This window comes from Natronomonas sp. (genome assembly GCF_047616845.1).
GTDB lineage: Archaea > Halobacteriota > Halobacteria > Halobacteriales > Haloarculaceae > Natronomonas.
In genome coordinates, this window is the sequence record NZ_JBLGBY010000008.1 from 1 (window position 1) to 15,548 (window position 15,548).

Annotated in this window: 14 protein-coding genes and 1 pseudogene; 10 read left to right on the plus strand and 5 right to left on the minus strand. The window is 63.7% G+C overall.

Going from position 1 to position 15,548, the window contains the following annotated elements; translation table 11 throughout:
- Positions 1 to 125 precede the first annotated feature (125 nt).
- Positions 126 to 1,142: pseudogene (locus tag ACI8UR_RS02820) on the plus strand (MFS transporter); the annotation flags it as partial.
- Here ACI8UR_RS02820 and ACI8UR_RS02825 read toward each other — a convergent pair.
- Positions 1,139 to 1,597: a PaaI family thioesterase gene (locus tag ACI8UR_RS02825; RefSeq protein ID WP_411716358.1), complete on the minus strand. Its 459-nt coding sequence runs from the start codon at positions 1,595 to 1,597 to the stop codon at positions 1,139 to 1,141. The pseudogene ACI8UR_RS02820 and the gene ACI8UR_RS02825 overlap by 4 nt on opposite strands.
- Before the next feature lie 78 nt (positions 1,598 to 1,675).
- Here ACI8UR_RS02825 and ACI8UR_RS02830 point away from each other — a divergent pair, with 78 nt between their 5' ends.
- From ACI8UR_RS02830 to ACI8UR_RS02850, 5 genes are all read left to right on the plus strand, one after another.
- Positions 1,676 to 1,966, plus strand: a complete 291-nt coding sequence (locus ACI8UR_RS02830) for a hypothetical protein (protein ID WP_411716359.1) — start codon at positions 1,676 to 1,678, stop codon at positions 1,964 to 1,966.
- A 48-nt stretch (positions 1,967 to 2,014) separates the two neighbouring features.
- On the plus strand, positions 2,015 to 2,200 hold the full coding sequence (locus tag ACI8UR_RS02835; protein WP_411716360.1) for a DUF5786 family protein: 186 nt from the start codon (positions 2,015 to 2,017) through the stop codon (positions 2,198 to 2,200).
- 80 nt (positions 2,201 to 2,280) lie between these two features.
- Entirely contained in the window at positions 2,281 to 3,555 is a 1,275-nt protein-coding gene (locus ACI8UR_RS02840) for an MBL fold metallo-hydrolase (RefSeq protein ID WP_411716361.1), read from the plus strand.
- Between the two features lie 46 nt (positions 3,556 to 3,601).
- A complete protein-coding gene (locus tag ACI8UR_RS02845; protein ID WP_415087530.1) occupies positions 3,602 to 4,177 on the plus strand; it encodes a 5' nucleotidase, NT5C type in 576 nt (191 codons plus the stop codon).
- A 30-nt stretch (positions 4,178 to 4,207) separates the two neighbouring features.
- Complete coding sequence (locus tag ACI8UR_RS02850; RefSeq protein ID WP_411715411.1) at positions 4,208 to 5,026, plus strand: aldo/keto reductase; 819 nt, start codon at positions 4,208 to 4,210, stop codon at positions 5,024 to 5,026.
- 3 nt (positions 5,027 to 5,029) lie between these two features.
- Here the strand turns inward: ACI8UR_RS02850 and ACI8UR_RS02855 are convergent, their stop codons facing one another.
- Together ACI8UR_RS02855 and ACI8UR_RS02860 are read right to left on the minus strand one after the other, a co-directional pair.
- The gene (locus ACI8UR_RS02855) at positions 5,030 to 5,347 is read right to left on the minus strand and encodes a CPCC family cysteine-rich protein (RefSeq protein ID WP_411715410.1); all 318 of its coding nucleotides are present in this window, start codon (positions 5,345 to 5,347) and stop codon (positions 5,030 to 5,032) included.
- A 39-nt stretch (positions 5,348 to 5,386) separates the two neighbouring features.
- Entirely contained in the window at positions 5,387 to 5,668 is a 282-nt protein-coding gene (locus tag ACI8UR_RS02860; protein WP_411715409.1) for a DUF6360 family protein, read from the minus strand.
- A 165-nt stretch (positions 5,669 to 5,833) separates the two neighbouring features.
- Between ACI8UR_RS02860 and ACI8UR_RS02865 the strand changes: the two genes are divergently transcribed.
- Positions 5,834 to 7,471 (plus strand): hypothetical protein, encoded by a 1,638-nt coding sequence (locus ACI8UR_RS02865; protein WP_411715408.1) that lies wholly within the window; start codon positions 5,834 to 5,836, stop codon positions 7,469 to 7,471.
- Between the two features lie 22 nt (positions 7,472 to 7,493).
- Here ACI8UR_RS02865 and ACI8UR_RS02870 read toward each other — a convergent pair whose 3' ends face one another.
- Together ACI8UR_RS02870 and ACI8UR_RS02875 are read right to left on the minus strand one after the other, a co-directional pair.
- A complete protein-coding gene (locus ACI8UR_RS02870) occupies positions 7,494 to 10,112 on the minus strand; it encodes a valine--tRNA ligase (protein WP_411715407.1) in 2,619 nt (872 codons plus the stop codon).
- A gap of 157 nt (positions 10,113 to 10,269) precedes the next feature.
- The gene (locus tag ACI8UR_RS02875) at positions 10,270 to 11,709 is read right to left on the minus strand and encodes an alpha/beta hydrolase family protein (protein ID WP_411715406.1); all 1,440 of its coding nucleotides are present in this window, start codon (positions 11,707 to 11,709) and stop codon (positions 10,270 to 10,272) included.
- A gap of 133 nt (positions 11,710 to 11,842) precedes the next feature.
- On the opposite strand from ACI8UR_RS02875, the gene ACI8UR_RS02880 reads away from it, so the two are divergent.
- The 3 genes from ACI8UR_RS02880 (at position 11,843) to metX (ending at position 15,547) form a co-directional block, all read left to right on the plus strand.
- Positions 11,843 to 12,745 (plus strand): decarboxylating 6-phosphogluconate dehydrogenase, encoded by a 903-nt coding sequence (locus tag ACI8UR_RS02880; protein WP_411715405.1) that lies wholly within the window; start codon positions 11,843 to 11,845, stop codon positions 12,743 to 12,745.
- Positions 12,746 to 13,052: 307 nt separating this feature from the next.
- Positions 13,053 to 14,336: an O-acetylhomoserine aminocarboxypropyltransferase/cysteine synthase family protein gene (locus ACI8UR_RS02885; RefSeq protein ID WP_415087531.1), complete on the plus strand. Its 1,284-nt coding sequence runs from the start codon at positions 13,053 to 13,055 to the stop codon at positions 14,334 to 14,336.
- Positions 14,333 to 15,547: a homoserine O-acetyltransferase MetX gene (metX, locus tag ACI8UR_RS02890; RefSeq protein ID WP_411716119.1), complete on the plus strand. Its 1,215-nt coding sequence runs from the start codon at positions 14,333 to 14,335 to the stop codon at positions 15,545 to 15,547. The genes ACI8UR_RS02885 and metX overlap by 4 nt, the downstream gene beginning before the upstream one ends.
- The last annotated feature ends 1 nt before the right edge of the window (position 15,548 follow it).

The following is a 15,548-nucleotide window of genomic DNA, read 5'->3' on the forward strand; positions in this document are numbered from 1 at the left end:
GGTGGGACGTTGAACGGCGAGAGTCACCAGTCTATAGCTGGCGACTGATTGCCTGGAGTCCACATCAAAGCCCCTCCCTCAAGGACCGAGGCGCGTAGCGCCGAGGGAGTAGGGTGGGGTAGTTTACTGCCGGGGCCGTCTCGTTCGCGATGGCGGACGGCTACGTCGTCGCGCTACTCTCGCGGGCGCTCATCGGGACGGGCAGCGGCGTCATCTTCGTCTCCATCCTCCGGTTCTGTGCGAACTGGTACGAGGCAGCCGAGTTCGCGACGATGACTGGGCTGACGGGCGCGGTCGCAGGGCTCGGCTCGATACTGGCGACGACGCCGCTTGCACTCGCCGTCGGCGCGGTCGGCTGGCGGACAACCGTTCTCGGCCTCGGGGGCGTCGGCTTCGTTGGCGCTGTCGGCGTCTTCGCACTCGCCCGAAAGTCGCCCGCCGGCGCGGGGCTTGAACCCATCGAGGGCGTCCCCGAACAGCCGTCCGTGACGCTTCGGGAGACGGGCGGACACCTCCGGACGCTGCTCTACGACCTCGACCAGTGGCTCGTCTCGTTCGTCTTCTTTGCGACGATGGGAATGTTGCTGACGCTCATCGGTCTGTGGGGCATCCCGTATCTCGTCGTCGTGTACGGGCTTGACGTGACGACCGCCTCCTACTACACGCTGTTGGGGAGTGTGGGAACGTTCCTTGGGCCGCCGCTCGTCGGGCGGTTTTCGGACGCCATCGAGAACCGCGTGCTCCCGATGTCGGTCTCACTTGGGCTACTCACGCTCGCCATCGCAATCATTCCGGTGTTCGGCAAGCCGCCGCTGCCCGCCGTTGCCGGCTCGTATTTCCTCTGTGGCTTCCTCTTCGGCGGCGCGATGCTCGGGTTCACCATCGTCAAGGAGCGGTATCCGGCGGAGGCAAGCGGCGTCGCGACGGCGGCTGTCAACACCGCCGGCTTCATCGGCGGCGCGCTGTTCCCGACGCTGATGGGGCTGGCGCTTGACGCCTACCGCACCGACGAGGTCGTCGCGGGGTCGGTCGCCTACACCGAGTTTGGCTATCGGGTCGCCTTCTCGATTCTCGTCGCCGCCGTCGGCATCGCGTTCCTGTGTACGCTGTGGTTGGTCGTCCGCGAGCGACGGGTCGCCTAACTCCGGAACATTCGGTAGGCGCCCTGTCCAACCGCGACGGGCTGTTCTTCGCCGTCCGGCGTCTCGCTGACGACCTCGATGTAGGAGACGCCGACGCTGTTGCCGGCGCGGATGACCTCGGCCGTCCCGGTCAAATCGCCCGCTGCCGGGCGGAGGTAGTTGACGTTGAGATTGATGGTCGCGATATCGTCGTCGAGCGGGTCGGAGAGATACGGCCGTAGAGCGATGCCGCCGACCACGTCGATGAGGGTCGATGCGATGCCGCCCTGCACCGTCGGCGGCTCGGTCGGGTTCGTCAGTTTCTCGTCGAACGGCACCGTGCCGACCATCCGCCCGGCCTCGAACTCCTCGACGGTGAAGTCGAGCCACGAGAGGAACTCGTGTTCGTCCTCGAGATACTGTTGTAACACGGCGACGGCCTCGTCGGGCACGTCGCGGGGTTCGATTTCCGTCATGTAGCCAAGTGGCACACGTGGGCGCTTGTAGCCTTGGGTCACCCTGACGCTGAAGTTCACCGATTCCGTATGTGGTGTGTGAGCAAAGTGAAAGCGGAGTTCGACGCCGATGCGCTGGCAGCGGGGCTGGAGACGTTCGGCGGCGACGAAGCCGAACGGCGGGCGGTAGCCCGTCATGCGCGTGACCTCGCCGATAGCGGCCGCTACGAAGCGGACGCCGACGTCGAGTTCACGCCCGAACACGTCGTCGTCCAGTTGGCCGACGCCTCGGAGGGGAGCCCAGCAGAGCGGTGGAACTGGTGGCTCAGCGCCTTAGAGTTCGCCTACGGCGGTTACGCGGAGTTCCAGGTGCGACAGTGGAGAGAGTAGCCTGACCATCCGGATGCTTTTACGCGCGGAGCGCTTCTGTTCTGACGTATGGGTTTTGGTAGCTACGACGAATCCGAGCAGAACGACCAGACCGTCGAGACTGGCGAAGACGAGGCCGTCAACGTCCACGAGAACGAACACGACGGGAGCGTCGAGTTCGAATTCGAGGAAAGCGAGGAATCGTTGATCGACCAGCTACAGGAGATGAAGGACGACGACGAAGACGACGAATAACGACGTCTTCGGGCGCTGATTCTGCCGGTCGCGGCCGAGCGACCGACGAAGGCAAACGGGACGAGCGCGTACACTCGCCAATGGATCTGCAGTTTCTCGGCGGCGCCGGCGAAGTCGGCCGGAGCGCGATTCTCGTAAACGAATCGCTCCTGCTCGATTTCGGCATGAAGACCGACTCGCCGCCGCAGTATCCGGTGGGCGACGTGACTCCGGACGCGGTCGTCGTCAGCCACGGCCATCTCGACCACGTCGGTGCGATTCCGTCGCTGCTTTCGGGACGCGCCCGCCCGCCGATTCACTGGACGCCACCGACCTACGAGCTGGCGATGACGCTGGCTCGCGACACGCTGAAGCTCCACGGCGGGACGATGCAGTGTCCGTTCACCGAGGAAGACCTCCGGCGGGTCACCGAGGTGGCGGAGACACACGGCTACCGCGAGCCGTTCGAGGCGGCCGGCCACCGCGTCGAGTTCTTCGACGCTGGCCACATTCCGGGCAGCGCACACGTCCTCATCACCGAGGGATGTAGTCCCTCGAGCAGTCGGACGCAGTCCGACGACGACGGGGAGACGCGACTCCTCTACACCGGCGATTTTCACACCGACAATCAGCGTCTGGTCTCGGGTACCACCGCCCGCCCCGACGCCGATGTCGTCATCTGTGAGAGCACCTACGCCGACGTCGAACACGAGGAACGGGCCGCGGTCGAAGACCGCTTCGCCGAGAGCGTCAAGACGACGCTGTGGGAGGGCGGCACCGTCGTCGTGCCCGCCTTCGCCATCGGCCGAACCCAGGAAATGATGCTCATCTGTGCGGAACACGACATCCCCTGCTACGTCGACGGGATGGGCAAGCAGGTCACTGAGATGCTGCGGCAGTATCCCGAATTCGTCCGGGACGCAGACGCCCTCAAGCGGGCGAAATCCCACGCGCGATTCGTCACCGGCCGCGACGGCCAGCGCAAACGCATCACCGACCAGAAGGCCGCCATCATCACCACCAGTGGGATGCTCTCGGGCGGCCCGGCGATGACGTACATCCCTGAAATCCGGCGGAATCCGACGAACAAGATCACGATGACGGGGTATCAGGTCGAGGGAACGCCCGGCCGTGACCTGCTCGACACCGGCCGCGCCGAAATCGACGGTCGCGTCATGCCCGTCAGCGCGCAGATCGAATCCTACGACTTCTCGGCGCACGCCGACCGCGAGGGCATCGAAGGGTTCCTGTCGGCGTACGAGGACACGCCGATTCTCGTCAACCACGGCGACTCGACGACGTGGTTCGCCGAACAGCTCGAGGCCGACGGCTATGAGACACGGGCGCCCTCGCTCGGCGAGACGGTCGAGGTGTGATGGGACGAAAGCATCGCTTAAGCCACTCCGGTGCCCAGTGGAACCGATGACAGACCGTCCGCTTGCGCCCGGGGCGACGCTGCTTGTCGACCTCGATGGCGTCGTTGCTGACCAGCTTCCGCGGCTCTGTACGCACCTTCGGGAGACGTACGACCACGACGTTCCGCCCTCGGCCATCGATAGCTGGACGTACGCCGTGCCGGACGCCGACGGCCACATCGGTGATGTCATCGGCGAGCTGATGGCCGACCCCGACCGCGCAGAGTGGTATTTCGGTGGCATGGAGCCGACACCGGGCGTCGCCGACGCGCTCGGGGCGCTCCGCAGCGATTACCGGATCGAAATCGCGACCCATCGGATTCCCGAAACGCACGACGTCTCGAAGGCGTGGCTCGACGACCACGACATCCCCCACGACGCGTTCCACGACGAGGTGCCTGCTGACAAGGGAGCCGTTCCCGGCGACGCGCTCATCGACGATTATCACGGCAACGTCGCGAACGCCCTCGATGCGGGCAAGACGGGCGTGTTGATGCGACAGCCCTACAGCGACCCAACGGCCTGCGACGGCGCCCACGTCGTCGACTCCTGGGCTGACGTTCGGAATCTCCTCGAACTGTAGGCTTTTGCTGACGGGAGCCGATTCGCCCGTATGGACACTTTTGATATCGGCGGCGAGCTGACAGTCGACAGACTCGGCTTCGGTGCGATGCGAATCACCGGCAAGGACATCATCGGCGAACCGGACGACGTCGAGGCGGCCCGCGACGTGCTCCATCGTGCGGCCGACCTCGTCGACCTCATAGACACCGCGGATTCCTACGGCCCCGGCGTCTCCGAACGCCTCATCGGCGAGACGCTCGCGCCCTACGACGACCTCGTGGTCGCAACGAAGGGCGGCCTGCTGCGCAACCGCGACGGCGAGTGGCTCCCCAACGGCGACCCCGATTATCTCCGGAACGCGGTGCTTTGCAGCCTCGACCGCCTCCGTGTCGACACCATCGACCTCTATCAGTACCACCGCCCAGACCCGGACGTCGATTTCGAGGAGAGCGTCACTGCGCTCGCGGAGCTGAAAGACGACGGCGTCATCTCCCATCTCGGTCTCTCGAACGTGAGCGTCGACCAGCTGGAGACGGCCCGCGACCACGTCGAAATCGCGACCGTCCAGAACCGCTATAACGTCGGCTACCGGGAGGAAGAGGCCGTCCTCGACGCCTGCGAGGAGTACGGCATCGGCTTCATCCCGTGGTATCCGCTCGCGGCCAGCGAACTCGACGACGTGGAAGGGCTCGAACGCGTTGCCGAGAGCCACAACGCACCACCACAACAGATCGCGCTCGCGTGGCTGCTCGAACGCTCGCCGGTCATGCTCCCGATTCCGGGCACTTCGAGCGTCGAGCACCTCGAAGAGAACGTCGCCGCGGCCGATATCTCACTCACCGACGAGGAGTTCGCGCGGCTGAACTGAGAATCAGTCGTAGGGATAGTTCGGGTCGCGCTCGTCGTCCTCGCCGGGACTGCGCGTCGATTCGGCGGCGCCCGGGAGACAGGCACCGTACTCACGGAAATTTTCGCGGGCTTCGGACAGCGCGACGTGATTGTAATCGCTCTGAGTAGTCGGATGATAGAAACCGACCAAGTCGTCGAGCCAACCGCAGACGGCACAGACTTCATAGGAACCGGGCTGACCGGGCGACAGCGTGCGATAGCCACAGCAGGGGCAGAATCCGAGTTCGCGGGAGACGGGGCTGCCGCCGCCACCGGCGCGTGGCCCACGCTCGTCGGCCATACGTGCAGTTGGCGCTCGCGGTCTATCAGTGCTCGGCGCTCAATCCTCGTTCGCTTCGACCTTCTCGGCGTGTTTCTCTAGGTCGGCGGCCAGCTCTCGGGCCTCCTCGGGCGTGAGCCGTACCTTGTCGGCGTGCGGCTGGAGATGCTCCAGTTGTGTGTTGTCCAGTTCGAGCTGCAGGGAGACGTGGTCGGGGTTCTTCCGCGGGCTGGTGACGTTCACGACCGCGTAGGCGTCCTCCTCGAAGCCGTGGCCCTCGGCTTCACCGTCCAGGAGGTCGAGCGTCGTGTACGCGTTGACCTTCATGATGCGGTCTGCCATGTCCATTGGGAGGGGATACGCCGGGGTAAGCGTGACGTTCGGTGCGGTGGTTTCACTTCGCTACTCTGAGTAGCGTTCCGATAACACGAGATGCGATATAGTGGCTAATCTGTATATTGAGACCTAATCTATAATAATGGCCTCTTAGTATTGAGAATAGTTAGCATGGAATTGGGGGAACTCGCTGATCAAAACTGGAACTCGTACGAAAAGAAGCGGTTTCTGAAGGATGGTTCGAAACTGAAGACAGACTCCTTTGACCCTGAGTCGTTCAAACATGATGGTTTTGACGACCGTGAGCGGTATCTTGATACCTACGTTCCCGCGTTGGCCGATGAAAGACGGCTTGAAAAAGAGCTTACTAATTTCACACCACCGCGACTCAGTTCGATCAACGATTCACCGTATCAAGCCTTAGTAATCCGGTATGGCGTTCTTCGAACCCTCATCCGACAGCCAGATTTCAGCATGGATAAAAAAGAGTTGCAGAACGCCGTACAGTCGTGGCAACAGGAACTGATACGAAACTCCGATCAAGATGATTTGGCTGATGATGAGTTACTCCACCTCGCGAAAGCCGCTGTAAACTACGGTTCTGATGTCGATGACTCGGAGCTACATATGGTGTATCGGTATTTCGAATTACACAACCGTGCTCAGGAGTGGAAACACCACTACTACACCTGGATAGATGTTTTCGAGCGGCTCTCATCTATCGACAGATTTCCGAAGGTGTCGCGCTCGGAGAAGCCGGAACACGCGCTCGATACAATCGAAAAAGGAATCTGGTCGCTACAGGAACAGGCCCTGGTTTACGAAATCGTTGACTCGGAGCATGGCGATACTGTCGGTATTCCTGAAGAGTACACGGGATTCATCGCTGATTGGCTCAACTACGAGATGACAGAGGAGAATTATCTCACGATGTTGGAGACGCTTGAGCCGTTCGACAAGCAAGCGATCCTCGTCGAAGCGAGTGATACATTCAACATCACCGCAAAGAATCACGGTAGGAATCAGCTCCGTCGAGAAAACATACTTAATGCCGGTATCTTCCCGAGCGACCTGTTCGAAGCAGTGCTGTCTAAAGAACAGCTCAAAGAAATCGTCGATCAGTACGGCCTGGATGCGCACAAGCGGCGGAGCGGTGAGATGATAGAGGCGATTATCGAGTATTTTGAGCGATCACAACGGTCGGTTGATAACAGTCAGGATACTGTCGAGCTGTTTTTAGACGCGTATGAAGATATCGCGGATGGCACCGTTAGGCGAATCCCGCCACAACTGCAGGGCCTCGTCGAGAACGGTAACCACTCCAAAAAGTTGGAAATACTCTTTGAAGAAGCGACAGCAGAAATATTCCGAAACGTGTTCAATCTTGGTGGTACAGAGCTACTGGGGCAGCAGGCGAGTGGTATTGTCGCTGACGGAGAAATCGAACAGGACGGGAAGTGGCTATTGTGGGACAATAAGCGCCGGGCAGGAAAATTCAAGCTGAGTAGCAGCACGCAGAGCAAGATCAAGAATTATATCGACACAAAAAGCCAGCAACACGACGTTGAGTGGTTTCTCATCATCGCTCCTGAGTTTACCTCGATAGCGAGGACAAACGCCAATCAAATGGAAAAGCAAGTCGGCGGTATCGATATCCGGTTAATGCGCGCCAGCGACTTCACGGCGCTTGCAAGATTCTGGCAAGATTCGTTCGAGGATGACGCGGAATTCCCTCTTTCGATGTTCTACGGATCAGACATCGTCGATGTCGAAACGACCAAGGACGCCCTTGAGAAGGAGTTCTCATAAATCCGTCTCCGCACGACCCCCGCTATTCGAACACGAGAACGGTCGCCTCGCCCGCTTCGAGAACGACGACCTCCTCGCCGGTCTCGGAGCGCTGTTCTTCGACGATGTCGAACATCTCCTCTTCGACGGAGACCGTCTCGCCATCGATGTCGAGTTCGATGTGGCCCTTCGTCTCCAGTTCGGCTTTGAGTTCGGCCGGGTCGGCAGCCTCCAGTCGGCCGATAACGTCGCCGGCCGTATCTCGGAAGGCGGGGCCGAGTTCGCTGTGTTCGATGTCAACATCGACGGGCACCATCTCGATGTTCGGGGTGCCCGCCTCGATGTACACCGGGCCGTTGGCCGTATCGGCGAGGTCGTACGTGTCGAGCGGGCGCTCCTCGTCGAGGTACACCTCGATGCGGTCGAGTTCGGCGTTCAGTGGCTTGCCCTCCTCTGATTTCCAGCCGCGGACGGTCGCGGCGATGTCGGCGATGAGTTCGCCACGCGTTTCGGCCTCGGCGTCGCCGGCGGGCAGGTCGGGCCACCGGGCGTTGTGGACGCTCCCATCGGTCGGGAGATGGCTCCAGGCCTCCTCGGAGATGAAGGGGGCGAATGGTGAGAGCATGCGTAGCGACGCCGTCAGCGCCGTGAAGAGCGTGTGCTCGGCAGCTTTTCGCTCGCCGGGACGGCCCTCGTAGAGCCGGCCTTTGACGAGTTCGAGATAATCGTCGGCGAGGTCGTGCCAGACGAAATCCCGAACCTCACGGAGCGCGCTGTCGAAGCGGTGTTCGTCCATGTCTTCTTCGACCGACTCGGCGACGCGTGCGCATTTCGAGAGGATCCACTCGTCGGCGTCGCGGTAGGCGGGGTCGGTTATCTCCGGCGTCGATTCGTCGACGTGGCCGGTGGCGAACTTCGTGATGTTCCAGACCTTCGTCTGGAAGCGAGAGGCGGAGGTGACCTCCTTCCACTGGAACTGGATGTCGGTGCCGGGCTGGCCGCCCAGCGCCATGGCCTGCCGGAAGGCGTCGGCGCCGTACTCCTCGACGACCTCCTCTGGCTGGACGAAGTTGCCGCGGGACTTCGACATCTTGTTGCCGTCCTCGCCGAACACCATGCCGTTGATGAGCGCCTCCTCCCACGGAATCTCGTCGGTGACGGCCGCGGTTCGGAGGATGGTGTAGAACGCCCACGTCCGAATGATGTCGTGGCCCTGTTCGCGCAGCTGGACGGGCTCGAAGGACTCCTCTGGCCAGCCGGAGACGTACATCGGCGAAATCGAGGAGTCCATCCAGGTGTCCATCACGTCGGTTTCGCCAGTCCAAGAGTCGCCGCCACATTCGATACAGGTGTCGGTGGCCGGGTCTTCGGTCATCGGATCGACCGGCACTTCCTCGGGCGTCGCGGTTTGGACGTGCCCGCACTCTTCACACTCCCAGGCGGGAATCGGGGTCGCGAACACGCGCTGGCGGGAGATGACCCAGTCCCACTCCATTCCCTCCGTCCAGTCTTCGAGCCGGTCGTACATGTGCTCCGGATACCACTCGATTCCCTCGGCGGTCTCCAGAATCTCCTCCTGGTCGACCTTCACGAACCACTGCTCTTTCGAGAGAATCTCGATGGGCGTGTCACAGCGCCAACACTGGCCGACGGACTGTTCGGTCGGCGTTTCATCCTCGAGGTGGCCCGACTTCTGGAGTGCCGTCGCGATCTCGTCTTTCGCCTCGTCGATTGTGAGGCCCTCGTAGTCGCCCGCGAGCTCGTTGAGACGGCCGTCCTCGGTGACGGCCGGCCGGAGGCCGAGGTCGTGTTCGGCCCACCAGTCGACGTCCTGTTTGTCGCCGAACGTACATATCATGACGGCGCCGGTACCGAACTCGGAGTCGACGTCGTCGTCGGCGATGAGTTCGACCTCCTGGCCGAACAGCGGCACCTCGAAGGTGTCACCGACGCGGCCCTCGTAGCGCTCGTCGTCGGGGTCGACGACGATGGCGACACACGCCGCGAGCAGTTCGGGGCGCGTGGTCGCGATTTCGATGTTGTCGTTGTTGATGCCGTCGAAGGTGACGTAGTAAAGCGTCCCCTCGTGGTCTTCGTTCTCGACCTCGGCGTCGGCGATGGCCGTCTCACAGCGCGGACACCAGTTGACGGGGTGTTCGTCCTGGTAGACGTAGCCGGATTCGGCCATTTCGGCGAAGGAGCGCTGCGTTTCGCCCCAGTAGTCGGGGTTCATCGTGCGGTACTCGTGGTTCCAGTCCTGAGAGAACCCGAGCGTGTGCATCGTCTCCTTCATCGCGTCAATCTGGTCTTCGGTATGTTCGATACACCACTCGCGGAACTGCTCGCGGGAGATGTCCGTCCGGTGGATGTCGCGGTTCTCCTCGACTTTCACCTCGGTCGGGAGGCCGTGACAGTCCCAGCCCTGCGGGAAGAGCACGTCGTCGCCCTGCAGCCGGTGATACCGGGCCGCGAAATCCATGTAACACCAGCCGAGGGCGTTCCCGATGTGGAGGTTCCCAGTCGGGTACGGCGGCGGCGTGTCGATGATGTAGTCGGGGCGCTCCTCGTCGTCTTCGTATTCGTAGACGCCCGCCTCCTGCCAGTGGTCGCGCCATTTCTGCTCTGCCTCTCCGGGGTCGAAGCTATCTGGAACCTGACTCATTGTTTGGGTGCGTAGACCCGCCGGTAGTCGGAATGGTCGTGCGCGTGATGAGAAAACGCGCGGTTACAGCCCACGTACTACCGACGAGGTCGCGCTCATACCCGACTGGTGGCACGTTCCGGATAAAAAGGTTCGCTTAGCCACCGGCGGTTTCAGGCTATCGCCAATCTGGCGGGGTCGGCTCCGCACAGCCGGCACGAATGTCGTCGCAGTCATGGGATTGTTGGCTGCGGTCGGGGAATGCTCGCTTCGAGCGGTAGTGGAAACTGAGGCGGTCGGCGAAGGCATCGTCGGCCAGGAGTCGGCCGTCGGCGTCGTGATATCCGGACTCCTCGGGCGTCTTGAGCCAGCGGTCGAACCACGCGACAGTGTAGTGGTCGGCGAGGGCGTTGCCGAACTCCCAGGAAGTGGTCGGGAACGTCGGCAGTCGCGACCACTCGTAGTGTGTGCCGCCGCGGATGACGAACTGGTAGGCCGGCACGTCGGCGTCGCGCCACTTTGCGAAGCCGGTCGATTTGGCGTTGGGGTCAGGCGGCCGCTCGTGCGGCGTCGGCGTCAGGAAGTAATCGCCGGACTGGCCCATCGCGGGCACGCGAGGGGTGACGCTGCCTTCGGGTACCGTGTCGAAGAACGCCGCGGTGTCACTGCCCTCGGCTGCGGCACCGTCGCCGCCGATATCATCACTGTTGCCGAGGTTGTCCCACGCGACGACGGCGTCAACGGGGTTTTCGCCGCCCGTCGGCCACGGCGTCAGCCCTTGGACGATGCTGGCGCCGATAGCCCCCGCCGAATGGCCGGCGATGCCGAGACGGTCGCGGTCGAGGCGGTCGAAGACGGGGTTGTGCTCGACGACCGGCGCGCCGTCATCGCGTCGGTACGACGCCCTCGTGTTCGGTTCGTAGGGGTCGTTCGGCGTCGAGTGGAAGAAGTCGATGGCGTCGACCTGGTTCGTGACGAAGACGTCGCCGTTGGCGTTGCTGCCGCGCTCGCCGTCGGGCGTGACGCTGTCGGAGCGCCCCTGCCCGCGTGGGTCGTAGGTGAGAACGGCGTAGCCAGCGGCGACGAGCGACTGGGCAGCCCACCAGTAGGGCGGTTCGGGCGCCTGCACGGAGCCGTTTGTGATGACGACGCCAGGCAGGTCGTCGCCATCCGTCGGCATCCAGAGATGCCCCGAGAGCCGTGCACCCTGTCGGTCGTAGAAGGCAACGCGGCGACGCTCGCCGACGGTGCCGTAGAAGTCGCGGGCGTCGATGTCCCGGTAGAGTGCTGGGTCGCCGGTACACTGCTCGCCCCACGTCGCACAGAGGTTGGCGTGGCTCCGCCAGCCCGGTTCCGTGCGGACGCGGTCGGCGTAGTCGGCGCCGTTTTGCTGGCTGCGGCGCTGCCATCGCTCCATGAATCCGGGGTCGCCGGCCTGTTCGGCCGGCGCCTCCTGTGTTTTCGCGTAGTTGCGGAACTCGCGTTCGTACCATCCAGCGTCGGCCAGTCCATCCGCGGGGCTCTGTGCCGACGCGTGCCCGCTTGCGAGCGCGGGCGCTGTCACCCCCGAGGCGGCGGCGACTTCGAGCAATCGCCGTCGTGTGAACTGGCCCCGCATCGTTTCACCTCGGAGTTGCTGGAACTATATCAAAGGGTTATCGGCGCTTCTAGCCGGCTATTTATCAGGCATTGGGAAGGGTCGCGCGTGCGAGAATCACAATCCTCACTTGTCGGCGCGTGGACGTACCGGTATGCAACTGGGTGTAATCGGGCTCGGACGGATGGGCCGTATCGTCGTCGACCGGGTCGTTGATGCAGGCCACGATGTCGTCGCCTTCGACCTCGACGAGGAGGCAGTGGCGGCCGCCGCCGACGCCGGGGCCTCGCCCGCGGATTCCATCGAGGATTTCGTCTCACAGCTCCCCGAGGAGAAGCGCATCTGGCTGATGGTGCCGGCCGGTGACGCCGTCGACGCGACGCTCGATGACCTCGAACCACACCTCGACGAGGACGACATCGTCGTCGACGGCGGCAACTCCCACTTCGAGAAATCCGTCGCCCGCGGCGAGGCGCTGGAGGCCGCCTATCTTGACTGTGGAACATCGGGCGGCCCCGCCGGCGCCGAACTCGGCTTCTCGCTCATGGTCGGTGGCCCCGAGTGGGCCTACACCGAGATGGTGCCGGTGCTCGACGCCATCGCGACCGGGCCGCAGGGCCACGACCACATGGGCGCGCTCGGCTCCGGCCACTACGTGAAGATGGTGCACAACGGCGTCGAGTACGCGCTGATGCAGGCCTACGGCGAGGGCTTCGAGTTGCTCTCGGAGGGCCGCTACGACCTCGATATGGAGTCGATCGCACGAACCTGGAACAACGGCGCTGTCATCCGGTCGTGGCTGCTCGAACTCTGTGAGGAGGCGTTCCGCGAGGAGGGTAACGACCTCGGGACGGTCGCAGACCACATCTCCGGCGGGTCGACCGGCACGTGGACGGTACAGGAGGCGCTCGAACAGGAGGTCTCCATCCCGCTCATCTACGAGGCGCTCGGCGAGCGGTTCGACTCCCGTGTCGGCGAGGACGGGAAGTTCTCCCGGCGGCTCGCGAACCGACTCCGCTACGGCTTCGGTCGCCACGAAATCGAACGGCAGGAGTGAGCGGCCAGGCACGCCCCCTGTTTCAGGTCGAGATTGCTTCGGGCGGCGTCCCCTGCGGGCGGTACAACCCAGTTCAGCACGCCCGTGCGGCGGCGGTTTCAATATCTGTGTCGGTCTGAACCTTATTTGAGGAGTAGGGGCTATCGTATAGTGGCTAACGGCCACAGCCGTTGGCTCTGTCTTCGGGCTGGCACCCCGCATCACTGCTTTTGACGGGAAAAACGGAGAGTGCGGCATCCCGCGCTCGTCTCGCAAATATTGCCGTAACTCTTGGTTATAGAAGCGAGTAGTGATATGCACACCATACATGAACGACGAGGAGCGGCAGTTGGGCTTCGGAACGCGGTGTCTGCACGTCGGGCAGGGCCCAGAGCCCGAGACGGGCGCCGCCGCGCCGCCCATCTACCAGACGACGTCCTACGAGTTCCCGGATGCCGATATCGCGGCGTCTCGCTACGCGCTTGAGGACGAGGGAAACGTCTACTCTCGCATCGCCAATCCGACTGTGCAGGCCTTAGAGGAACGCCTCGCCTCCCTCGAGGGCGGCACCTCGGCGCTCGCCACCGCGTCCGGGATGGGCGCGCTCGATGCCGCGACGCTCGTGCTCGCCGAAGCCGGCGACAACGTCGTTTCGGCCTCATCGATCTACGGTGGCACACACGCCTACCTCTCGCATACGGCCGCCCGCCGCGGTATCGACGTGACGTTCGTCGACACGCTCGACCCCGAATCCTACGCCGAAGCAATCGACGAGAACACTGCGTACGTCCACTGTGAGACGGTTGGCAACCCCTCACTCGTGACGCCGCCGCTGGAGGAGATCGCTGACGTGGCACACGACCACGGCGTGCCGCTGTTCGTCGACAACACCTTCGCGACGCCCGCGCTGTGTCGTCCGCTGGAACACGGCGCCGACATCGTCTGGGAGTCGACCACGAAATGGATTCACGGCTCCGGGACGACGCTCGGCGGGATTCTCGTCTCCGACGGCTCCTTCCCGTTCGAGGAGCACCCCGAGAAATACCCCGAAATCGGCGGGCCGAACCCCGCCTTCGACGGCCTGAACTTCAGCGAGCGCTTCGGCGACCGCGCGTTCACGATGGCCGCTCGCCAGCGTGCGACGCGCAGTCTCGGCGACCAGCAGTCCCCGTTCGACGCCTGGGTGACGATGCAAGGCGCCGAGACGCTCGACCTCCGGATGGAACGCCACTCAGAGAACGCCCGCGCTGTCGCGGAGTTCCTCGACGACCACCCCGCAGTCGGCTGGGTCACCTATCCCGGCTTGGAGAGCCACGAAACCCACGACCTCGCCTCGAAATACCTCGACGGCGGCTACGGCGGCATGATCGCCTTCGGCCCCGAGGAAGGCTACGAGGCCGCCAAACGCGTTTGTGAGGAGACCGAGGTGGCGAAGTTCCTCGCGAACATCGGCGACGCCCGGACGCTCGTCATCCACCCGGCCTCGACGACGCACGCGCAGTTGACCGAGGCCGAACAGCGCGCCAGCGGCGTCACGCCCGACCTCGTTCGACTCTCCGTCGGTATCGAAGACGTAGCTGATATCATCGCAGACCTCGATAGCGTACTATGAGCAGTGAACAGAACGTCGTCTCGCTCGGCGAGTTCACCTTCGAGAGCGGCGAGTCCATCCCCGACCTCGAAATCGCCTACGAGACTTACGGCGAGTTCACCGGCGACAACGCCGTCCTCGTCTGTCACGCGCTGACCGGCAGCGCCCACGTCGCGGGCAGTCGGCGCCGTGCCGACACCGCCGGGCAGGCCCACGCCTGGTGGGACGACATCGTCGGGCCGGGCAAGGCCGTCGACACGACCGAATACTACGTCATCTGTGCGAACGTGCCCGGGTCGTGTTACGGCTCGTCCGGCCCCGCCTCCATCAACCCCGAGACGGGCGAACCATGGGGCACTGATTTCCCGGCGGTCACGGTCGGTGACTGGACGCGCGCCCAGCGCCGCCTGCTCGACCATCTCGGCATCCCGAACCTCCATGCGGTCATCGGTGGCAGCGTCGGCGGCATGAACGTCCTCGATTGGGCGAAGCGCCACCCCGACCACGCCGACCGCGCCATCGTCATCGCCGCGTCGGCCCGCCTCGACCCCCAATGCCTCGCGCTTGACGCCATCGCGCGGCGCTCGATTACCACCGACCCGAACTGGTCGGGCGGTGACTACTACGGTGAGGACGACGACCCGCCGACCCAGGGGCTTGCGTTGGCCCGCCAGATCGGCCACGTCATGTACCTCTCGAAATCGTCGATGGAGAAGAAGTTCGGCCGCCGGTCGGCCGGGATGGACGTCGGCCGCGACACGTTCCCGACCGACCCCGCAGCCGGATTCTTCCCGTATCGGGAGGTCGAATCGTATCTCGATTATCAGGGCGAGAAGTTCGCGGAGCGGTTCGACGCCAACGCCTATCTGTATCTCTCGCGGGCGATGGACAACTACGACCTCTCGTCGGGGTACGAATCCGACGCCGACGCCCTGGCGGCGTTCGACGGCGAAGCCCTGTTGGTCTCCTTTACCGGCGACTGGCATTTCACCGTCGAACAGAGTGAGGCGCTGGCGGAGGCGTTCCGGTCGAGCGACGCCGGCACCGCCCACCACGTCATCGACTCCGACCACGGCCACGACGCCTTCCTCGTCGAACCCGACCGGCTCGGCCCGCCGCTGGCCGATTTCCTCGAGGACGGCGTTCGCGGCAAGGCCGTCTCGGATACGAAAACGGAGACGGACACGGGCGACGATTTCGCCCCCGTCCACACCAGTCTCTTTTCGGACTGAG